21 protein-coding genes are annotated in these 19352 nt (G+C 64.3%); 9 read left to right on the forward strand and 12 right to left on the reverse strand.

All coding sequences use genetic code 11. From position 1 onward, the window contains the following. Positions 1-88: 88 nt before the first annotated feature. Positions 89-934, reverse strand: coding sequence for a MoxR family ATPase (locus IT549_RS00540; RefSeq protein ID WP_292969122.1), 846 nt, complete (start codon positions 932-934; stop codon positions 89-91). A gap of 245 nt (positions 935-1179) precedes the next feature. On the opposite strand from IT549_RS00540, the gene IT549_RS00545 reads away from it, so the two are divergent. Beyond that, positions 1180-1854: a Crp/Fnr family transcriptional regulator gene (locus IT549_RS00545; RefSeq protein WP_292969124.1), complete on the forward strand. Its 675-nt coding sequence runs from the start codon at positions 1180-1182 to the stop codon at positions 1852-1854. Between the two features lie 54 nt (positions 1855-1908). Here IT549_RS00545 and IT549_RS00550 read toward each other — a convergent pair whose 3' ends face one another. The 4 genes from IT549_RS00550 to IT549_RS00565 all read right to left on the reverse strand — a co-directional run bounded on the left by IT549_RS00550 (position 1909) and on the right by IT549_RS00565 (position 7412). Then, complete coding sequence (locus IT549_RS00550; protein WP_292969126.1) at positions 1909-2718, reverse strand: hypothetical protein; 810 nt, start codon at positions 2716-2718, stop codon at positions 1909-1911. A 139-nt stretch (positions 2719-2857) separates the two neighbouring features. Then, positions 2858-4435: a hypothetical protein gene (locus tag IT549_RS00555; RefSeq protein ID WP_292969128.1), complete on the reverse strand. Its 1578-nt coding sequence runs from the start codon at positions 4433-4435 to the stop codon at positions 2858-2860. A 6-nt stretch (positions 4436-4441) separates the two neighbouring features. Next, on the reverse strand, positions 4442-6037 hold the full coding sequence (locus tag IT549_RS00560) for a hypothetical protein (protein ID WP_292969130.1): 1596 nt from the start codon (positions 6035-6037) through the stop codon (positions 4442-4444). Positions 6038-6047: 10 nt separating this feature from the next. Further along, on the reverse strand, positions 6048-7412 hold the full coding sequence (locus tag IT549_RS00565) for a DUF4139 domain-containing protein (protein WP_292969133.1): 1365 nt from the start codon (positions 7410-7412) through the stop codon (positions 6048-6050). 108 nt (positions 7413-7520) lie between these two features. Here IT549_RS00565 and IT549_RS00570 point away from each other — a divergent pair, with 108 nt between their 5' ends. The 3 genes from IT549_RS00570 to IT549_RS00580 are packed head-to-tail and all read left to right on the forward strand — an operon-like array spanning position 7521 to position 8487. Next, on the forward strand, positions 7521-7814 hold the full coding sequence (locus tag IT549_RS00570) for a putative quinol monooxygenase (protein WP_292969135.1): 294 nt from the start codon (positions 7521-7523) through the stop codon (positions 7812-7814). 41 nt (positions 7815-7855) lie between these two features. Next, positions 7856-8146, forward strand: a complete 291-nt coding sequence (locus IT549_RS00575; protein WP_292969138.1) for a nucleotidyltransferase family protein — start codon at positions 7856-7858, stop codon at positions 8144-8146. After that, on the forward strand, positions 8143-8487 hold the full coding sequence (locus IT549_RS00580) for a DUF86 domain-containing protein (protein ID WP_292969140.1): 345 nt from the start codon (positions 8143-8145) through the stop codon (positions 8485-8487). The genes IT549_RS00575 and IT549_RS00580 overlap by 4 nt, the downstream gene beginning before the upstream one ends. A gap of 18 nt (positions 8488-8505) precedes the next feature. Here IT549_RS00580 and IT549_RS00585 read toward each other — a convergent pair whose 3' ends face one another. From IT549_RS00585 to IT549_RS00595, 3 genes are read right to left on the reverse strand one after another with little or no spacing between them, the layout of a single operon-like run. Then, positions 8506-8733: a hypothetical protein gene (locus IT549_RS00585; protein WP_292969142.1), complete on the reverse strand. Its 228-nt coding sequence runs from the start codon at positions 8731-8733 to the stop codon at positions 8506-8508. A 41-nt stretch (positions 8734-8774) separates the two neighbouring features. Continuing rightward, complete coding sequence (gene parE, locus IT549_RS00590) at positions 8775-10760, reverse strand: DNA topoisomerase IV subunit B (protein WP_292969144.1); 1986 nt, start codon at positions 10758-10760, stop codon at positions 8775-8777. Between the two features lie 49 nt (positions 10761-10809). Further along, entirely contained in the window at positions 10810-11961 is a 1152-nt protein-coding gene (locus IT549_RS00595; RefSeq protein ID WP_292969146.1) for a penicillin-binding protein activator, read from the reverse strand. Positions 11962-12000: 39 nt separating this feature from the next. On the opposite strand from IT549_RS00595, the gene rsmI reads away from it, so the two are divergent. The 4 genes from rsmI to IT549_RS00615 are packed head-to-tail and all read left to right on the forward strand — an operon-like array spanning position 12001 to position 14754. Continuing rightward, on the forward strand, positions 12001-12828 hold the full coding sequence (rsmI, locus tag IT549_RS00600; RefSeq protein ID WP_292969147.1) for a 16S rRNA (cytidine(1402)-2'-O)-methyltransferase: 828 nt from the start codon (positions 12001-12003) through the stop codon (positions 12826-12828). After that, entirely contained in the window at positions 12825-13178 is a 354-nt protein-coding gene (locus IT549_RS00605; protein ID WP_292969149.1) for a YraN family protein, read from the forward strand. The genes rsmI and IT549_RS00605 overlap by 4 nt, the downstream gene beginning before the upstream one ends. 19 nt (positions 13179-13197) lie before the next feature. Next, positions 13198-14154 carry a glutathione synthase gene (gene gshB, locus IT549_RS00610; protein WP_292969150.1) on the forward strand — a complete coding sequence of 319 codons (957 nt, stop codon included), beginning with the start codon at positions 13198-13200 and terminating at the stop codon, positions 14152-14154. A gap of 9 nt (positions 14155-14163) precedes the next feature. Continuing rightward, positions 14164-14754 carry a hypothetical protein gene (locus IT549_RS00615; RefSeq protein WP_292969152.1) on the forward strand — a complete coding sequence of 197 codons (591 nt, stop codon included), beginning with the start codon at positions 14164-14166 and terminating at the stop codon, positions 14752-14754. A 20-nt stretch (positions 14755-14774) separates the two neighbouring features. Here IT549_RS00615 and IT549_RS00620 read toward each other — a convergent pair whose 3' ends face one another. Genes IT549_RS00620 through rph form a run of 4 tightly spaced genes read right to left on the reverse strand, consistent with a single transcriptional unit; the run spans position 14775 to position 18168 of the window. Continuing rightward, entirely contained in the window at positions 14775-15668 is an 894-nt protein-coding gene (locus IT549_RS00620) for a tyrosine recombinase XerC (RefSeq protein WP_292969154.1), read from the reverse strand. Further along, positions 15665-16816 (reverse strand): radical SAM family heme chaperone HemW, encoded by a 1152-nt coding sequence (gene hemW, locus IT549_RS00625; RefSeq protein WP_292969156.1) that lies wholly within the window; start codon positions 16814-16816, stop codon positions 15665-15667. Before hemW ends, IT549_RS00620 begins: the two co-directional genes overlap by 4 nt. A 9-nt stretch (positions 16817-16825) precedes the next feature. Beyond that, positions 16826-17455: an RdgB/HAM1 family non-canonical purine NTP pyrophosphatase gene (rdgB, locus tag IT549_RS00630; protein ID WP_292969158.1), complete on the reverse strand. Its 630-nt coding sequence runs from the start codon at positions 17453-17455 to the stop codon at positions 16826-16828. Further along, positions 17452-18168 carry a ribonuclease PH gene (gene rph, locus IT549_RS00635; RefSeq protein ID WP_292969161.1) on the reverse strand — a complete coding sequence of 239 codons (717 nt, stop codon included), beginning with the start codon at positions 18166-18168 and terminating at the stop codon, positions 17452-17454. The genes rdgB and rph overlap by 4 nt, the downstream gene beginning before the upstream one ends. Before the next feature lie 132 nt (positions 18169-18300). On the opposite strand from rph, the gene hrcA reads away from it, so the two are divergent. Next, positions 18301-19344: a heat-inducible transcriptional repressor HrcA gene (hrcA, locus tag IT549_RS00640; protein ID WP_292969163.1), complete on the forward strand. Its 1044-nt coding sequence runs from the start codon at positions 18301-18303 to the stop codon at positions 19342-19344. The last annotated feature ends 8 nt before the right edge of the window (positions 19345-19352 follow it).

A 19352-nucleotide genomic window follows, 5' to 3' on the forward strand; every position in this document is an offset into this window, starting at 1 on the left:
GGCTCTCAGGACTTGGCGTTTGTCATTCGGTTCATTGAACTAGCAGAAGGCCAGTCAGTAGGAAAACCGAAGGGCGAAAGTGCCGTTATCAGTTCTGCCGCCGCGCCATGAAGGCCAGGCGTTCGAACAGCATGACGTCCTGCTCATTCTTGAGCAGCGCGCCGTGGAGCGGCGGGATCGCCTTGCTGGGGTCCTTCGATTGCAGCACGTCAAGCGGCATGTCTTCGTTCAAGAGCAGCTTGAGCCAGTCGAGCAGTTCCGAAGTAGAGGGCTTCTTTTTCAGCCCCGGCACGTCGCGCACTTCGTAGAACACGTCCATTGCCTTGGAGACGAGGGTTTTCTGGATACCCGGGAAGTGGACATCGATAATCGCCTGCATCGTCTCGCGATCGGGGAATTTGATGTAGTGGAAGAAGCAGCGGCGCAGGAAGGCGTCGGGCAGCTCCTTCTCGTTGTTCGAGGTGATCACCACGATCGGGCGTTCCTTGGCCTCGATCCGCTCGCGCGTTTCGTAAACGTCGAAGCTCATCCGATCGAGTTCCTGCAGCAGGTCGTTCGGAAACTCGATGTCGGCCTTGTCGATTTCGTCGATCAGCAGGACCGGCAGCTGGGGCGAGGTAAAGGCTTCCCACAGCTTGCCCTTCTTGATGTAGTTCGAAATGTCGTGGACGCGTTCATCGCCCAGCTGGCCGTCGCGCAGGCGGGCCACGGCGTCGTACTCATAAAGCCCCTGCTGTGCCTTGGTGGTGCTCTTGACGTTCCATTCGATCAGCGGGGCGCCGGTTGCCTTGGCAATTTCGTGCGCCAGCACGGTCTTGCCGGTGCCGGGTTCACCCTTGACCAGCAAGGGACGGCGCAACAGCACCGCAGCGTTGACGGCGACCTTGAGGTCTTCGGTGGCGACGTAATTGGCGGTGCCTTCAAACCGGGCCATGAGAACTCCCTGTGCGTTTCTTAATCGTGCGGTTAAGATCGATAAGAGCGCACAGGCGGCTTTGCAAGCGCCTAAAATGATACGGGCGTCCAGCCTAGACCGAACGCCCGCATCCCCCCTCCAAAGTCCCCATGCGGCAATTCTGCTGCTCGGAGCGACCCAAAGGACCTTGTTCGCTGGCCGTGCTAATCAAGGCTGCCGCGAAGGAATATAAACTTTTTGGGATTTCGTGCTAAGCCGCGCGAATGGTAGCCCTGGCCGGTGAAGTCCTGCTCGATCTGATCAGCCCGCCCGCGCGGAGCTGGCTGGCGCAGATTGCCCAGCGGCGCAGCTATGGCCATGGTGAGCTGATCCACAATCGCGGCGATCTGGCGGCTGCAATGGGGATCGTCGTCAAGGGGCAGATCCGGCTTGTGCGGCTGCAAGCGGACGGTTCACACACCTTCGTCAGCATGATCCGGGCCGGCCAGCATTTTGGCGATGTGGTCATGCTGGGCCAGCGTCGCCGCTCGCACGACGCGATTGCCGAAGGCGAGGTTGAGATAGACCTCTACGATGCCGATGCCTTTGAACTGGTTCAGAACAATCTTGAAATCGTCCGTGCGCTCTACCGGATTACCGCCCTGCGTTTGAGCGGATCAATGGCGATGAGCGATGACCTGCGCAGCCTGCCACGCGACGTTCACCTGGCCAAGATCCTGCTCGCCTTGTGGCAACGCGAAGGCGGGCAGACGACGTTCGATTGCACTCAGGAAGACCTGGCGAGCATGCTGGGCACGTCGGTCATGTCGCTGTCCAAGCATCTTAAAGTGCTGAAGCAGGCTGGGCTGGTCGAAACCGGTTACCGGCAATTGCGGATTGTCGATCCAGAAGTGCTGCGTGCCTGGTTGCGGGGGCAGAGCAAGCGGTCGAAGCTCTGACAAATCCCCCGCGCCGGCAGGAGGGGAGTGGGGCCGGCGCGGGGGAGGGGAGCATCAGTCCTGCCGGACCGGCTCCACGGGAGACTTGCGCCGGCGCAAGGCGCGCCAGGCCAGAACGGCCAAGGCGGCAATGCCTACCCAGGGCAAGGCAATGCCCAGCATCAGCATCACGAACGAAAGTGCGGACTGGGCGCTGGACCAGCTGGCGCTGGCGGCCTTGCCAAAGGTGCCGCTGCCGCCAATCAGGCCCTCGCTGGCATAGGCGAAGCTGACCGGGGTTGAGGCAATCGAGGCCTCCTTGGCGCGGCGATCCTGGGCGTTGCCACGCAGTTGTTCACGCAGGCCCGCGATCTGCTGTTGCAGCTCAACCCGTTCGCTCTTGGTCAGGCCGGGTCCAGCCAGGCGTGCTTCGATCCGCTTGATTTCGGCCTCGACGCCGGCGCTGTCCTGCTGCGACAGCTTGATCGCGTCGCCAGCGTTCTCGCCGTTGACCCGCGCGGAATCGAGCTTGCCTTCGGCCTTTTCGACCGCGGCGATCCCATCGGCGGCGAAGGCCTGGGCAATATCGGGGGCGAGCAGGAAATCGAGCCGGGCCTCAACCTCGCCTTCGCGGGGCTGTTCATAGGCCATGCCGGTCACCCGGCAGCGATCGGCGCCCAGCCGCGCGCAAGCGGCTGCATGTTCACGCTGGATCCCGGTGATCGCCTTGGCGGGGAGGGTGAAACTGTAATCGAACTGGAAGGCGACGCCAGGGGCGATCGAGCGATCGATTCCCGGACCGGCGGCATCCTGTGCCGCGGCTTCTGCGGCGGGCGGAGCACCTGCAGATTCTTCGCTTTTCTTCTCACCACAAGCGGTGAGCAAAAGGGTTGAAGCAAGGGCAGTGAGGGCAAGGGAAGGAACACGCATTACGAACTCTCCCAATTATCTACTGAATCAGTAGAGTCATATGCCTATCAAATGAGTAGAGTTTTGCAAGCGGCACTTCAACGCGATGTGGATATCACTCGAGAACGACGGAAAAGCTGAACTTCGCCGTGCCATTGGCAGGGACGCTCAGGCGCCAGATGCGGCGGCCGTTCTGCTCGGTCAGCGGCAAGCTGGTGGTACGGATGAGGTTTGGCGGGCCGCTCGGCCAGGCTTCGAACACTGCGGTCTTGCTGCCAGCGTTGCGGACTTCGATCTCGTAGCTGCGGATGACTTCCTTGCCATCTTCGCGCTCGTTTATCAGGCGTTGCCGCCAAGAGAGGTCCGTGTTTTCAGGCCCTTGCAGGCTGATTTCCTCATTGATTGCATGATCGCGGCCGCCGGCCTCATCGATCACCATCGTCAGGCCGAACTGGTCCTGCTCAATCAGGTATTGCCCCCCGGGGATCGGCAGGCCCAGGCCGTGCGCCTTGTCGTTGCGAATGCGCAGGTACAGAACCGGATTGCTCCAGCCGCTGTCATCCTCGTAGGTGGAGAGGTCTGCTTTGGCAGTAAAGACCCGATCATATTTCACGCCGGTCAGGTCAATCAACCGCACCTGCTTCATCTGCTGGGCCGCGACCGTGCTGGGGATCGGCACCCGATAGAGTTTGAGATCGCCGAGCTGTTCAAGCTCGGCGGAGTTGATGGCGGTAATGGGTGACGGCGAAGTCAGATTGTACTGACGAATCCGTTCGGCGGTTACCACAATATCGCCATTGGCCCGGGCATAGCCGGTGAAGCGGTATGGCCTGACCAGCTGGTAGGGACGGTCGGGTTTCAGCGGGATGTCGCTGGTGGTCTGCATGGCCCAGCAGTTGGCGACAACCTTGTCATCCTTGCCGGCCAAACGCTCGTATTCCTCGCGATTGAGTTGGCCGGCGACGACGTGAACCTGGGCGTTCTCCAATGACGAGGCATTGCCGTTGGCCAGCGTGATCCAGCCACCAAAATCGATCGTTTCGCCATCCTCGTTGACGTGCAACGTATAGTTTGCGCCCCAGTCGAACCGTTCGGCGACATAGGTCAGCGTGACGGTGGTCTCGATCGGACGCGATGAGCGGGTGAGCACCGAAAGCGTTGGCTTGGACGGTACGCCCGAAAGGCTGGCATCGTAACGAAACGTCTCGGCGAAGCCCGAGCAGCGCAGCGTTTCGAAACTTTGGCCGGTCTTGAAGACAACGCCTTCCGGGCTGGCCGAAACGATCTCGGCAGCGGTCCGCCTTGGCTTGCCGGTGGCTGGATCGGTGCGGGACAGGGTCAGTTTGCGGCCACGGGCTGCGCGCAGCAGCGCCGAGGGGGAGAGCAGGTCGGCATCCTGGTTCTTTTCGATCACTCCGCCGGGCAGACCGGTGATGATTGCGCTTTCGGGGATGATTCCGTCGATCACCCCTTCGAAGCGCAGCCGATGCTTGCCCGCTGGAATGGTAACCCGGCGCGTTTCGGTGATTACGGCGAAACCGCCGAGGCTTTGCAGTTCGATCGAACCTGAATCGCGATCGGGATCACGATAGATCGTGACGTCCAGTTTGACCGGATCGCTGGCCTTGAACTCGTCGGCAAAGGTCGGCGTGGCGAGCGCTGCGATTATCAGGAAGGCCAGGCACCGCCGCATGTCCGATCAATCCGACCGGGCCGTGTACTGGATCACCATTTCGCCTTCGCCCGGCAGTTCGAATTCGAACAGCGGGCGACCGTTGCGGGTGCCGGCCGGTATGCTGGGTGCCACCAGCTTGCGCCCGTTGAGGTCAAGTCGGAGTTCGAACGGCACCGCCTGTGCGCCCGCATTTTTCACCGTCACCTGGTACAGCGCCGACTTGCCGGAGACTGAGATCAGCTTGCTTTCCACCGTGATGTCCGGAGCCTGGCCGAGCAGGAGCTCGATCTTCTCGTCTTCGGCCGTGTCGCTCAGGCTGGGTTCGCCAACCAGCATGGCCCGGCCAAACTGTTGCTGCCCGATCAGGAACGAGCCTGCCGGCAGCGGCAGGCCGAGATTATGTGCCTTGTCATTGACAGTCCGGATCAGCGCTATGGCATTCAGGTTGGCCGTGCCGCCCCACGGCGCCTGATACAGCATCGCGGTGTAGATCCGTTCATAGGGCACGCCCGATTGTTCGACCAGCCGGGTTTGCTTCATCTGCTGCGCGGCAACCGTGGTGCGCTGCGGCACACGGTAGAGCTTGAGGTCGCCCAGCTGCTCGGGCGGCGGGGGCGGGGCAGGGGGCGGCGGAGGTGGCGGCGGGGCTGCCATCACCATCATCGCAGGAGGCGGAATTCCAGCGTTGCGTCCGCGAAAACCCTTCTCCTCGGAGACCGCATCGGCGTAGGTCTCATAGTCCTCGCCCAGCCAGGGCTGGACCAGTTCATAGGGCCGTTCCGGCTTGCGCGGCACATCGTGGGTGCGCTGCTGCGGCCAGCACCTGGCGATCGCTTGCGGCTGCTGGTTGACGAATTTCGCAACGTAGGCGCGGTTGAGCCCGCCCGCGACAATCTGGGTGCGGGCGTTGCTCAGGCTGACCGAATTGCCATTGGCCAGGGTGATCCAGCCGCCCAGCTCCATGGTCTTGCCATCGGGATTGAGCTGCGCGGTGTAATTGGCGCTCCAGTCAAACCCCTCGGCGATATAGGTCAGGGTGACCATTGCAGTCACCGCGCGAGCGCTGCTGGTCAGCACCGACAGCGTCGGGCGCGCCGCGAGTCCCTCGGCATTCACGTCATAGCGGAACGTCTCCGCCAGGCCTGAACAACGCAGCGCTTCGGTTCCGGCGGCGGTCTTGAACATCACCCCCTGGTCGCTGGCCGAAATGATCTCGCCCGAAACCAGCACCGGCTTGCCGGTCGCCGGATCGGTGCGCTTGAGCGACAGCACCTTGCCGCGCGCCGCACGCAGCAGTGCGGCGGGGGAGAGCAGGGCCGAATCCTGGTTCTTCTCGATCACGCCGCCCGGCAGCCCGGCCACGATCGCGCTGGCCGGGATGATCCCGTCCACCACCCCTTCGAAGCGCAGGCGGTGCTTGCCCGCGGGGATCGTGACCCGCCGGGTTTCGTTGATTACCGCAAAGCCGCCGAGCGAACCGAGCTGGATCGACCCGCCGTTGCGCCACGGCGCGCGGTAGATCGTCACCGATACGTCGATCGGATCGCTGGCCGCAACGTCGCGCGCGGCAGCGGGCAACGCCACGATCAGGGACAGCAGCATGGCGATCAGCCAGCGCATGGGTCTGCCCTCAGTACTTCGAATCGAACGTGGCCGTGACCACCGTCTTGCCGTTGGCGGGGACGGTAACCGCCCAGACAACGCTATCGGCATCGCGGCGTGTGCTCTTCTGGCTTTCCTCGGCCACCTTGGTATCGCCCCACAGGCCCGACTGGATCATGTTCACCGTCACCGGTTTGGGCAGGGCATTGGTCAGGGTATAGCGCATCTGGGTCTTCCAGCGGCGATCGTTGACCTTGGTGCGGGCCTCGACAACCGGTTGGACCTTCACGTCGAAAGCATCGCCGGTGCTGATCGCCAGCTTGGAACCCATCGGCGTGTGGCCGATCCCGCGTTCGCCGATGAACTGGGCCTGGCCGCGCGAATCCTTGATGTAGAACCGCACAATCCCGGCCGGCAGCTGGTCGCCCAGTCCGCCGTTGGCCGAATTGGTGAAGCTGTACATCGTCGCGGCGCTGAGCGGGGTTTCGCTCGTCTGCAGCCAGCCAAAGCGGATCTCATAGCCGTGCTGCGCGGGGGCGCCGTGAACGTCGAGGAAACTGACCTGCTTGGTCTGCAGGTTGGCGATTGTGGTGCGTTCGGCCAGCGGGTAAAGATAATAATCCCCCAGCCGTTCGCGCGTGCCGCTTTCGGTTCCGGCCTCGACCATGCCGGGATTGCCGCGGCGCCCGCCATAGCCCTGGTTGAGCATCCGCGGGCTACCCGCAACGAGCACCGCCCGGGCATTGTCATAGGTTGTGCCCGAATTGTTGGTCAGCGTGACCCAGCCCTGGACGTCGATCGTGCTCTTGCCCTCGTCGTACAGCGCGACATAGTCTGCCCGCCAGCCGAGGCCCGGGGTAAGATAGCGCAGCGCTGCCTCACGCGTGCCGGCCTTGCCCTGCAGCGTGATTGATAGCGTGGGATCGGCGCGCATGTTGGGCGGTACCTTGTCAAAGATCACCCGCACCGGCAGGCCATCATCGCGCAGCACCTCGATCCGGTTGCCGATCTGCAGCACCACGCCGCCATTGGCCGCCAGCACCACCGCCTGCTCACGCGATTCAGCGCCGGTCGCCGGGTTGGTGCGGACCAGCGTGATCGTCTGGCCGACCGCGTTTTCCATGATCTTGGCGGGGGACAACAGATCGTAGTCGAAGTTCTGCTCGATGATCGCCATGTCGCTGGCGACCAGGCTGGCGGTTTCGGCGCGGATCTGGGCCGAGACGTTCTTGAATTCCACCTTCTGCCGGTCACCGGTGAAGGTGATCGGGCGGGTATCCTGAACCAGCGCCTGGTTGTCGGCATAGATCGTGATGTCGATCCCCGGTTCGGCTGCAGCGGCGGTAGCAAGCGTTACCAGCGAAGCGGCGAGCAGCATCGATTTACGCGGCATGTCTGTGATCCCCTCTTGCGTTACGTGTAACACTGTAACATCGGTTTCTGTCAGCGCAATGAACGAAAATGCACTAAGGCAGTTTTGCCAACAGATCAGGACAAGTCCATGATAATCATTACCGGATCGATCCAAGTACGCCCGGAACACCGCGAAGAAGCCCTGGCGCTGGGGATCGAACATTCGCGGCGATCACGCAGCGAACCGGGCTGCCTTGCGCACAATTGCCACATCGATGCCGAAGATCCGCTGCGGATCGTCTTTCTCGAAAAGTGGGCGGATATGGCCGCGGTAAAGACGCACTTCGCGGTTCCGGCCTCGGGCGATTTCGTGCGTCGGCTGAGCGCGATGGGCGATGCTCCGCCGGTGATGCGGCTTTTTGCAGCGGAGGAGGTGAAGTGATAGATGTTGCGATATGTATGGTCAGGTCATAGAATATTGGAATGTCCTACCTCGCGCGAATAGAGCAGCATCGCGATGCCATCGCCGAGCTTGTCAAGAAGCGCGGGGCAGCCAACCCGCGCCTGTTTGGGTCTGCTCTGCAAGAACGTGAAGGTCCGGATAGTGATATCGACATTCTGGTCGATGCCTTGCCGGGCGCGACACTGTTCGATCTCGGCGCTTTGCAGGTTGAGCTTGAGGAATTGCTGGGTGTGCCCGTCGACCTGCTCACACCGGGCGACATTTCGCCGGATTTCAGAGGCCGGGTTCTAAGGCAAGCCCAGCCATTATGAGCGTACCGTCTGCAGAGCAATTGCTGCAACATATGCGCGATGCGATTTCGCAGACCCTGACGTACATCGAAGGGTACGCAAAGGAAGACTTCCTGGAAGACAAGCGGACCCAGCAAGCTGTCATTCTGAATCTGATCATCCTGGGCGAAGCTGCCACGAAGTTGATGGATAGCTACCCTGACCAGACCGCCGCCCGACCTGAAATTGAATGGCGTTCAATGCGCGGCATGCGCAATCGAATCGCGCACGGGTACTACGATATCGATCTGGATGTGGTTTGGGAGACGGTGAGCGTCGCGTTGCCGGAACTATCGAAGCTTTTAGATAATTCCGGCAATTGAGCGCTTTGCAGGCGTGAACTAGCCCTCCAATGCCTGCCAAATGAGGCTGGCAGCTGTGATCACAATCAACGCCCATGTCGCGCGAGTGTAACGCTCAGCCGCAATTGCACCGCGAAGCGTCGCATCCGCAGCTTGTTTTTGAGCTAAGCAGACGCGCCTCTGCATTTCAAATTTGATGATCTCGTGATTTGGGCTGCCCGGTAACGGGCCGCCTCCAAGGACATCGGCTAGCTGCTCATCAGTCATTTGAGGCCCTCGGCGTAGTCAGTCATGCTAACTTCCCCAAATCAAGCATCAATCAGATCCCGGTCCACATCGCCGGCGCGGTTCTGGATGAACATGAAGCGTTGGGCCGGGTCACGGCCCATCAGCTTGTCGACCAGTTCCTTTACCGCCGCGCGGCCTTCGTATTCGGGGGGCAGGGTGATGCGCAGCAATGAGCGGCTTTGCGGGTTCATGGTGGTTTCGCGCAGCTGCTGCGGGTTCATTTCGCCCAGGCCCTTGAAGCGGCCGACCTCCACCTTCTTGCCCTTGAACAGCGTGGCTTCCAGCTCGGCGCGGTGCGCGTCGTCGCGGGCATAGGCGCTCTCCTTGCCGGCGGTGAGCCGGTAGAGCGGCGGCTGGGCGAGGTAGAGGTGGCCGCGGCGGACCACTTCGGGCATTTCCTGGAAGAAGAAGGTCATCAGCAGGGTGGCGATGTGCGCGCCGTCAACGTCGGCGTCGGTCATGATGATGATCCGGTCGTACCGCAGGTTGTCCGGGTTGCAGTCCTTGCGGGTACCGCAGCCCAGCGCCAGGCCAAGGTCGGCCACTTCCTGGTTGGCGCGGATCTTGTCAGCCGTGGCACTGGCGACGTTGAGGATCTTGCCGCGGATCGGCAGAATCGCCTGGGTCTTGCGGTCGCGCGCCTGCTTGGCGCTGCCGCCGGCGCTGTCACCTTCGACGATGAACAGCTCGGTCTCGCCATCGCCTTCGCCCGAACAGTCGGTCAGCTTGCCGGGCAGGCGCAGCTTGCGGGCGTTGGTGGCGGTCTTGCGCTTGACCTCACGCTCGGCCTTGCGGCGCAGGCGATCGTCCATCCGCTCCATCACCGCGCCCAGCAGCGCCTTGCCGCGCTCCATGTTGTCGGCCAGGAAATGGTCAAAATGGTCGCGCACGGCGTTTTCGACCAGGCGGGCGGCTTCGGGGCTGGTCAGGCGGTCCTTGGTCTGGCTCTGGAACTGGGGATCGCGGATGAAGACCGAAAGCATCATCTCGCTGCCGGTGACCATGTCTTCGGGCGCGATGTCCTTGGCCTTCTTCTGGCCGACCAGTTCCCCGAATGCGCGGATCCCCTTGGTCAGGGCAGCGCGCAGCCCGGCTTCATGGGTGCCGCCATCGGGAGTGGGGATGGTGTTGCAGTAATAGGAATAGGACCCGTCCGACCAAAGCGGCCAGGCGATTGCCCATTCGACCCGGCCCTGTTCCTCACCCGGAAAGTCCTGGGTGCCGGAGAAGAACTGGGTGGTGACGCATTCGCGTGTGCCGATCTGTTCCTTGAGGTGGTCGGCCAGCCCGCCGGGGAACTGGAATACGGCTTCGGCAGGAACCTCCTCACTGGCGAGTGAGGGCGCGCATTTCCAGCGGATTTCCACCCCGGCGAACAGGTAGGCCTTGGACCGCACCAGGCGGAACAAACGCTGCGGCTTGAACCGGGCATCCTCACCGAAGATCTCCGCATCGGGCACGAAAGTTACGCTGGTTCCGCGCCGGTTGGGCGTGCCGCCCAGCCGTTGCAGCGGCCCCAGCGGCAATCCGCGTGAGAACTCCTGTGCGTAGAGTTCCTTGTTGCGGGCCACCTCGATCCGGGTCAGCGTGGACAGCGCGTTGACCACGCTGACGCCGACGCCGTGCAGACCGCCCGAGGTGGCATAGGCCTTGCCCGAGAACTTGCCGCCCGAGTGCAGCGTGGTCAGGATCACTTCCAGCGCCGACTTGCCGGGGTACTTGGGATGCTCATCCACCGGGATGCCGCGCCCGTTATCGGTGATGGTCAGGCGGTTGCCTTCTTCCAGCGTCACCTCGATCCGGTTGGCGTGGCCGGCAACGGCTTCGTCCATCGCATTGTCGAGCACTTCGGCGGCGAGGTGGTGAAAGGCGCGTTCATCGGTGCCGCCAATATACATGCCGGGGCGGCGACGGACGGGCTCAAGACCCTCCAGCACTTCGATTGCGCTGCCGTCATAGGCTTCGCCCGTGCTGGCGGGCAACTTGTCAAACAGGTCATCGGACATGGGAACGCCTATAGAACGCGGGGATTCCGCGGCGCAAGCGTCTGCGGGCTTAATCCACGAACTTGTCCGGCGCCGGGCTGACGATTGTGAAGCCGTTGGCCCGCGCCTCGCGCACTTCCAGCGCGCGCTCGCCAATCCCGCCTGCGCTGAAGCGGAACGGGCCGTCGAGCCCCAGGAAGCCGTCGCGATCGGCCAGCCGGGCAACCGGGAAGGGCGTGCCCAGCCGCCATTCGCGGGTTATCCGCACCGCCAGCAGCACGCTGTCATAGCCGGCGGTCGCCATGCGGTAGGGCGCGGTGCCGAAGCGCGCCTTGTAACTTTCGGCAAAGCGGGCAAAGCGCGCGTCGGACATGGCCGCGAACCAGGCCCCGCGCAGCGCCGGGGTCTTGCTGACCACCAGTTCGCCGCTCCACAGGTCGGTTCCCAGGATTCGCGGACTGGCGGCACCCGCGCTCTTGAGCTGGGGCGCGGCCATCGCGGCATACTTGCCCGAATCCGCAATCAGCACCGCATCATAGCCGCCCTTGGCCTTGAGCCGGGTGGCGGCGCTGACGATCGAGCGGTTCGCCCGGTCATAGGTCTGGGTGCTGACCAGCGTGCCGCCGACCGCGCGCACGGCAGCGGTATAGGCGGCAGTGGCGCGGGTGCCATACACGCCCTTGGGGGCCAGCAGAGCGAACCGGTTAACGCCGTGGGCATGGGCGTGGCGCACCACCCGGTCGATCGAATTGTCGCTGGTGGTGCCCAGCACGAATACGTCACGCGCCGCCACACTGGTATCGCCGGTGTAGGTGATCAGCGGCACCTTGGCGGCGCGGGCGATCGCGGCCACGGTTGGTACATCGTCGGCCAGCAGCGGCCCCAGGATCAGCCGGTTGCCATCCTGCATCGCCTTGCTGGCGGCGGCAGCCGGGCCATCGGCGGTATCATAGGTGGTGATGCGGATCGTTTTGGCATTGGTATCGAGCAGAGCCATTGTCGTCGCATTGGCGATCGACTGGCCCATCGCCGCGTCGGGGCCGCTCAGCGGAACAAGCAGGGCGATCCGCTGGCGCTGCTGGTCGCTGGGCAGCGAGTCGGTTGGCCCGGGAGCCGGCGGGGGCGGGGGTTCGACCCCCTTGGGAATGACCTTGCACCCGGCGAGCAGCGCCACAGTGCCAAGCGTGATCAGCTTGCGCCGATCGATCTGCCAATCAATCATCCCTTGTCGCTCCACCCTGGCCGGTCCATTGATGCGCATATGGAACAACCGCTTGAACCGGGACTGTATATTGTCGCCACGCCGATTGGCAATCTGGGCGACGTCTCGCAGCGCGCCGTTGCGGTACTCGGCGGCGTGGCTGCGGTGGCCTGTGAGGATACGCGGGTGACCGGCAAGCTGCTGCAGCACCTGGGGATCAAGGCCCGGCTGATCCGCTATGACGATCACGCCAGCGAGGCCACGCGCGAACACCTGCTGGGATTGGCTGCTGCCGGACCGATCGCACTGGTCAGCGATGCCGGGACGCCGCTGATCTCCGATCCGGGCTATCGCCTGGTCCGCGCCGCGCGCGACCGCGGGATCACGGTAATCTCAATTCCCGGACCCAGCGCGGCAGTGGTGGCGCTGACCCTGGCTGGCCTGCCCAGCGACCGGTTCCTGTTCGCCGGGTTCCTGCCCAACAAGGACAAGGCCCGGCGCGAAGTGCTGGAGGAACTGGGCGGGGTAAAGGCGACGCTGGTGTTCTATGAGACGGCCCCGCGCCTGGCCGATGCCCTGGCCGCAATCGCTACCACGCTGCCCGGCCGCGAGGTCGCGGTGGCGCGGGAACTGACCAAGCGGTTCGAGGAGTGCCGCAGCGGCTCGCCCGCCGAACTGATCGCGCACTATGCCGCGCACCCCCCCAAAGGCGAGATCGTGCTGCTGATCGGTCCGCCGGGTGAGGTGGAGGCCTCCGCCGAGAATGCGGATGCGCTGCTCAGGGCCGCGCTCGCCACCATGAAGCCCAGCCAGGCCGCTGCCGAAGTGGCGCGCGCCACCGGGCTCGATCGCAAGGCGCTCTATGCCCGGGCGATGGAACTGAAGTGACCAGCCGGGCCGAGCGCGAGGCGCAGGGGCGGCGGGGCGAGAGCCTGGCTGCCTGGTACTTGCGGCTGAAGGGCTGGCGGATCCTGGCCCAGCGGGTGAAGACCCCGCGCGGCGAGATCGACCTGATCGCGCGGCGCGGCGGGGTAGTGGCCTTTGTCGAGGTCAAGTGGCGGGCCCGCGCGGACGAGCTTGACCAGGCGGTCGATCCCTGGCGGCTACGCCGGGTAGCGGCGGCGGCCGAAGCGGTGGGGCATCGCTATGCCAGGGCGCACGATCTGCAACGGATCGACGTGCTGCTGCTTGCGCCCGGGCGCTTCCCGCGCCACATGGCCAATGCCCTGATGCTTTGAGCGGAGTAGCGAGACAACCATGAGCCTGCGCGTTGCTGTCCAGATGGACCCGATCGAAGCGATCAACATCAATGGCGATTCCAGCTTTGCGCTGATGCTCGCCGCGCAGGCGCGCGGGCACTCGGTCTATCACTACGATGTGAAGTCGCTGGCTTATGATTCCGGTCGGCTGACCGCCTGGGCTGCGCCAACCACCGTGCAGCGGGTCGAGGGCGCGCATTTCAGCATGGATGCGCATCGCACGATCGATCTGGTCACGGATGTGGATGTGGTGCTGATGCGGCAGGACCCGCCGTTCGACCTCAGCTACATCACCGCCACCCACCTGCTTGAGCGGCTTGCGGGGCAGACGCTGGTGGTCAACGATCCCGCCTCGGTCCGCAATGCTCCCGAGAAGGTCTATGTGCTGGACTTCGCGCACTTCATGCCGCCCACGCTGATCGCGCGCCGGATCGAGGATGTCCGCGCCTTCCATGCCCGCCACCCTGGCGACCTGGTGATGAAGCCGCTGCACGGCAACGGCGGCAAGGCGGTGGTGCGGATCCCCGCTGATGGATCGAACCTGGGGGCCTTGATCGAACTGTTCGACCAGGCCTGGGTCGAACCGCACATGTTCCAGCCCTTCCTTCCCGAGATCAGCGAGGGCGACAAGCGGATCGTGCTGGTCGATGGCGAAGTGGCCGGCGCGATCAACCGCCGACCGGGTGCGGGCGAGTTCCGCTCGAACCTCGCCGCCGGAGGCTATGCCGAACCCACCACGCTCAACGCCCGCGAGGAAGAGATCTGCGCCGCACTTGGCCCGGCGCTCAAGGAGCGGGGACTGGTGTTCGTTGGGATCGACGTGATCGGCGGCAAATGGCTGACCGAGATCAACGTGACTTCGCCTACCGGCATCCAGGCGATCGACCGCTTCAACGGCACCGATACCCCGGGCCTGATCTGGGATGCGATCGAGCGGCGGGTGGCGATGCGGTGAGGGCTGGCAATGGAAATCAAAGGCAACGAAGACACAGCAAGGATCGAAGTCAGTCTGGATCAGGTTGAGTCTTCGCATCTCTTGAGCTTTCTGTTTCACGCGAAATTTGGTGATGACGTCCGGCTTGAAATTGTCGAGAGTCCCTCGATGCGAACCTTGCTGGAAGGCTTGCTGACGGCTCGGCGCAAGCTGGGATTCGACGATCAGAATAGCGAGCAGGCACGGACAATTGTCGAAGACGGCGGTCTCCAAGCACCGGCATCGTTCCATACAATTGAGAATGACTTGAAGCGCCTCTTGCGCAAGGAAGATGTCTCTGCGGAACTCGCCGAAGAGTTATTTCCTTTCGTGTTGCAGGCGAGCCTCAAAAAGGATCGCTTTATTCGTCCCGGCACCAGAGTCGAAATCTCACAAGATGGAAGGCCTGCGCCTCGCTCGGAAGCGCAGTTCGGGATCGTCCTGCGGTGCTGGCAATCTCACATTGGCTCGCCATTCCGGTGCCTGGTCGCAATCCTTGAAGACTATGAGGCAGGATCAGTTGGGGATCCGGGCAATGTACCCAGTCTGCAGGAGTTTCCTGCTGCGCTGCTTCTGGCTTGATTGGGAAGTCTTATGACTACTCAACGCTCCCTCGGATGCGCATTCCGGTACACATCCAGCAGCACAGCTGCATCGACCTTGGTGTAGATCTGCGTCGAACCCAGGCTGGCATGGCCCAGCAATTCTTGCAGGCTGCGCAGGTCGGCGCCCGCACCCAGCAGGTGGGTCGCGAAGGAGTGGCGCAGGGCGTGCGGAGTGGCGCTGGGGTGCAGGCCTAGTGCTATCCGGGCCCGCGCCATCGCCTTCTGGACCATTCCTTGTGAAAGCGGCCCGCCCTTGGCGCCACGAAACAGCGTTGTGGTCCTGTCGATCGGCCAGGGGCACTTGGCGAGGTAGTCTTCCACGCCCTCCCGAACGATCGGCAGCAAAGGCACCACGCGCTGCTTGTTGCCCTTGCCGGTGACCGTCAGCACTTCGCCCAGCGGCAGCGCTGCGCCGGTCAGCGACAGCGCTTCGGCAATCCGCATTCCCGCGCCATAGAGCAGCAGCAGAACCGCCCGATCGCGCGCACCGATCCAGGGTTCGCTGGCGTCCTCCTCGATCGTCACCGCCAGGTTCACTGCCTCGTCGGGGGTGACCGGTCGCGGGATCCCCTTCTTGACGCGCGGCCCGCGCATGCGCGGCGGGGCCGCATCAGGCAGGCCGGCCTGTTCGCGGGCAAAGCGGATGAACGCCTTGAGCGCCGACAGTTCACGCGCCGCACTGGCGTTGCTGAGGCCGTCGGCGCGCCGCCGGGCCAGTTGCCCGCGCAAGGCCGCCGCATCGAGCCGGGCGAGGGTAGTCCAATCCTCAGCCGGCACGGCATCGAGCAAGCGCGCGGCAGTCGCGATATAGGCCCGCACCGTATGCGGACTGCGACGGCGGCTTTGCGTCAGGTGGGCATGCCAGGCCTCGAGCAAGTCGGCCCGGGTCATGCGCTGACCAGCGCTTCGGGCACCAGTTCACCCAGCAGGGCATCGAGCAGCGGCATGCCCGCCTCGCTCACGCCGATCCGGGTGCCGGATTGCCAGGTCAGCCCCTGGCCGATGTAGAACTCCAGCTTGGCCAGATCGCACAGCTCTTCCCGGCCAAGGCCAAACCGCGCTGCCAGTGCATCAAGATCGACCCCTTCGCCCAGCCGCAGTCCCATCAGCATCGCCTCGCTGGCCTGCTCGCGGACTGAGAGCAGGCGCGCTTCGGCAATGCCTTCACCGCGCTCGGCCACGGCGGCCAGCCAGTTTTCGGGCTTCTTGTGGCGCACTGTCGCGACACCCCCGCGCCGGCCGTGCGCACCGGGGCCGATCCCGCAATAGTCCTGATAGCGCCAGTAGGTCAGGTTATGCCGGCTCTCCTGGCCCGGGCGGGCGTGGTTGCTGATTTCATAGGCCGGCAGCCCGGCCGCAGCGGTCGTTTCGCGGGTGAGGGCGAACAGGTCAGCCGCAGCATCATCTTCCAGCGGCTCGAACGCGCCCTGGCGGACCATGGTGGCAAAGCGCGTGCCCGGTTCGATCGTCAGCTGATAGAGCGAGAGGTGGCCGGTGCCGAACCCCAGCGCGCGGGTCAGTTCCTGTTCCCAGTCCCGCGCCGTCTGGCCGGGCCGGGCATAGATCAGATCGAACGAGACGCGCCCAAACTGCTGCTGCGCCACTTCCAGCGCTGCCAGGCCTTCGCGGGCGTCATGCAGGCGTCCCAGAAAGCGCAGGGTCTCATCATCCAGCGCCTGCAAGCCCAGCGAGGCGCGGTTGATCCCGGCCCGGGCCAGATCGGCATAGTTTGCTGCCTCGACCGAAGAGGGATTGCCCTCCAGCGTGATCTCGATCCCCTCGGCAAAGCCCCACAGCGCCTGGGCCTCGGTCAGCAGCCGCTCGACCAGCGCCGGGGGCATCAGGCTGGGCGTTCCCCCGCCAAAGAACACGCCTTTCAGCGGTTCGCCGCCAGCCAAAGCGGCTTCGTGGCGCATATCGGTCAGCAAGGCGGCTTCCCACGCAGCGTGATCCACGCTTTCGCGGACATGGCTGTTGAAGTCGCAATAGGGGCACTTTGCGAGGCAGAACGGCCAGTGGATATAGAGTGCGCGGGCCATGGCCGCCTGTTACCCGCCAAATTGCTCCGCGACCAGCTTGGCAAAGGCGTCTGCGCGGTGGCTGATCGCGTGTTTTTCAGCGGGATCGTGTTCAGCAAAGGTGCGGCTGTCACCCAGCGGTACGAACACCGGGTCATAGCCGAAACCCATTGTCCCGCGCGGCGGCCAGGTCAGGGTGCCATTGGCGCGGCCCTCGTAAACCGCGCTGTCTCCATCGGGCCAGGCAATCGCCAGCACGCAGGCGAAGTGGCACGAACGATCGGTATCGGGGCCTTGTTCGGCCAGCAGCCCCTCAACCTTGCCCATCGCCATGTACCAGTCGCGCCCCGGTGCGCCTTCAAACCACTGCCGTTCGGCCCAGTCGGCGGTATAGACGCCGGGCCGGCCGCCAAGCGCATCGACGCAGAGGCCAGAATCGTCGGCCAGTGCCGGGAGTCCCGATCCTTCCGCCGCCGCCCGCGCCTTGATCAGGGCGTTTTCGACAAAGGTTTTCCCGGTCTCCGCAGGTTCCGGCAGGCCGAGCGACCCGGCGGAGATGCAGTTGAGCCCATAGGGTGCCAGCAAGGCCCCGATTTCCTTCAGCTTGCCCGCATTGTGCGTGGCAATCACCAGGGTTTCGGAGCCGAGTTTGCGGGTCACTTGGCTACCGCTTCGCCCTGCGCCGCGAAAATCCGGTCGCAGCCGATCCGGGCGAGGCGGAGCAGGCGCAGCAGCGCCTCTTCGTCATAGGTCGCGCCTTCGGCGGTGGCCTGGACCTCGGCGATCTGGCCGCCTTCGATCAGCACGAAGTTGGCGTCGGCATCGGCCGAGCTGTCTTCGTCGTAATCAAGGTCAAGCACCGGGTTGCCCTTGAAGATCCCGCAGCTGACCGCGGCGACCTTGCGGGTCAGCGGATCTTCGCTGATCGCGCCTTGTGCCATCAGCTTGTCCACCGCGATCCGCAGCGCCACCCATGCGCCCGAGATTGCCGCGGTGCGGGTGCCGCCGTCAGCCTGGATCACATCGCAATCGAGCGTGATCTGGCGTTCGCCCAGCTTCTTCAGATCGCAAACCGCACGCAAGGACCGGCCGATCAGCCGCTGGATTTCCTGCGTGCGCCCACTCTGCTTGCCCTTGGCCGCCTCGCGGCTGCCCCGGGTATGGGTGGCGCGCGGCAGCATCGAATATTCGGCGGTCACCCAGCCTTCGCCCTTGCCGCGCAGCCACGGCGGCAGGCGCTCTTCGACCGAAGCGGTGCAGATCACCTTGGTGTGGCCAAAGCTGACCAGCACCGACCCTTCGGCGTGCTTGGTATAGTGCGGTTCGAAACTGATAACGCGCATCTCGTCGGGCGCGCGGCCGGAAGGTCGCATGGGAAACTCCATCTCTACCCAAGACCGTTCGCCCTGAGCCTGTCGAAGGGCCGTCCTTACTTGCTCCGGCGCAGAAAGAAAGAGCGGTGCTTCGACAAGCTCAGCACGAACGGGTATTGGAGGCGGTGAATCATGACCAGACTCCCGATCACCGAACTCAATGCCCGTGCGCGCGAGATCTTTCGCCTGGTCGTGGAAGGCTATCTGGGCACGGGGCAGGCCGTGGGGTCCAAGACCCTGGCCGGGGCAGCGGGGCTGAACCTCTCGCCGGCCTCGATCCGGTCGGTGCTGCACGAACTGGAGGGGCTGGGGCTGCTGGCCGCGCCGCATACCAGCGCGGGGCGTTTGCCGACCGAGCAGGGGCTGCGACTGTTCGTTGACGGGATGATGCAGGTGGCCGAGCCGACTGCGGAAGAGCGCGCGGCGATCGAGAGCCGGCTGAGCCAGCCGGGTCCGATCGAGGCCGCCTTGACCGCGACCAGTGCCCTGCTGTCCGAACTGTCGGCCGCCGCCGGGGTGGTGATGGTGCCGCGCCGCGAGCCGCGCCTGGCGCAATTGCAACTGGTTGCAATCGGGCCGGATCAGGCATTGGCGGTGCTGGTGGGCAGCGACGGATCGATCGAGAACCGGGTGGTTCCGGTGCCGCCGGGGCTGCCGCCGGGCGCGCTGGAGCAGGCGTCGAACTATATCTCGGCGCATTTGGGCGGGCGGACCCTGGCCGAAGCGGTCAAGGCGATCCGTGCCGAGATATCCGGCGGGCGCAGCGCGCTTGATGCGGCAAGCCGCGATCTGGTCGAGCGCGGGCTGGCGGTGTGGAGCGAGGATGCCGCGCGACGCCCGGTTCTGATCGTGCGGGGGGCTTCAAACCTGCTCGACGAGACTGCGATGAGCGACCTGGAGCGGGTGCGCCAGTTGCTCGACGATCTGGAAAACAAGCAGTCGGTGGCCGACCTCTTGTCTGCCGCGCGCGAGGCAGAGGCGACGCGGATTTTCATCGGTGCGGAGAACCGGCTGTTCGCGCTGTCGGGCTCTTCGGTAATCGCGTCGCCCTATCGCGACCGGGATGGCCGGGTGGTTGGCGTGGTGGGAGTTATCGGCCCGACCCGGTTGAATTATGCGCGGCTAGTCCCCATGGTGGATTTCACAGCCCAATCGCTGGGCAAATTGATCGGATAAGACAGGTT

It is taken from the genome of Novosphingobium sp., from assembly GCF_020852455.1.
Taxonomy (GTDB): Bacteria; Pseudomonadota; Alphaproteobacteria; order Sphingomonadales; family Sphingomonadaceae; genus Novosphingobium.

Bases quoted from the DNA above. Each gene is read 5' to 3' on its own strand.
- IT549_RS00540 (WP_292969122.1), bottom strand. From the start codon at position 934: ATGGCCCGGTTTGAAGGCACCGCCAATTACGTCGCCACCGAAGACCTC.
- IT549_RS00545 (WP_292969124.1), top strand. From the start codon at position 1,180: ATGGTAGCCCTGGCCGGTGAAGTCCTGCTCGATCTGATCAGCCCGCCC.
- IT549_RS00555 (WP_292969128.1), bottom strand. From the start codon at position 4,435: ATGCGGCGGTGCCTGGCCTTCCTGATAATCGCAGCGCTCGCCACGCCG.
- IT549_RS00560 (WP_292969130.1), bottom strand. From the start codon at position 6,037: ATGCGCTGGCTGATCGCCATGCTGCTGTCCCTGATCGTGGCGTTGCCC.
- IT549_RS00565 (WP_292969133.1), bottom strand. From the start codon at position 7,412: ATGCCGCGTAAATCGATGCTGCTCGCCGCTTCGCTGGTAACGCTTGCT.
- IT549_RS00570 (WP_292969135.1), top strand. From the start codon at position 7,521: ATGATAATCATTACCGGATCGATCCAAGTACGCCCGGAACACCGCGAA.
- IT549_RS00575 (WP_292969138.1), top strand. From the start codon at position 7,856: ATGTCCTACCTCGCGCGAATAGAGCAGCATCGCGATGCCATCGCCGAG.
- IT549_RS00580 (WP_292969140.1), top strand. From the start codon at position 8,143: ATGAGCGTACCGTCTGCAGAGCAATTGCTGCAACATATGCGCGATGCG.
- IT549_RS00585 (WP_292969142.1), bottom strand. From the start codon at position 8,733: ATGACTGATGAGCAGCTAGCCGATGTCCTTGGAGGCGGCCCGTTACCG.
- parE (WP_292969144.1), bottom strand. From the start codon at position 10,760: ATGTCCGATGACCTGTTTGACAAGTTGCCCGCCAGCACGGGCGAAGCC.
- IT549_RS00595 (WP_292969146.1), bottom strand. From the start codon at position 11,961: ATGATTGATTGGCAGATCGATCGGCGCAAGCTGATCACGCTTGGCACT.
- rsmI (WP_292969147.1), top strand. From the start codon at position 12,001: ATGGAACAACCGCTTGAACCGGGACTGTATATTGTCGCCACGCCGATT.
- gshB (WP_292969150.1), top strand. From the start codon at position 13,198: ATGAGCCTGCGCGTTGCTGTCCAGATGGACCCGATCGAAGCGATCAAC.
- IT549_RS00615 (WP_292969152.1), top strand. From the start codon at position 14,164: ATGGAAATCAAAGGCAACGAAGACACAGCAAGGATCGAAGTCAGTCTG.
- IT549_RS00620 (WP_292969154.1), bottom strand. From the start codon at position 15,668: ATGACCCGGGCCGACTTGCTCGAGGCCTGGCATGCCCACCTGACGCAA.
- hemW (WP_292969156.1), bottom strand. From the start codon at position 16,816: ATGGCCCGCGCACTCTATATCCACTGGCCGTTCTGCCTCGCAAAGTGC.
- rph (WP_292969161.1), bottom strand. From the start codon at position 18,168: ATGCGACCTTCCGGCCGCGCGCCCGACGAGATGCGCGTTATCAGTTTC.
- hrcA (WP_292969163.1), top strand. From the start codon at position 18,301: ATGACCAGACTCCCGATCACCGAACTCAATGCCCGTGCGCGCGAGATC.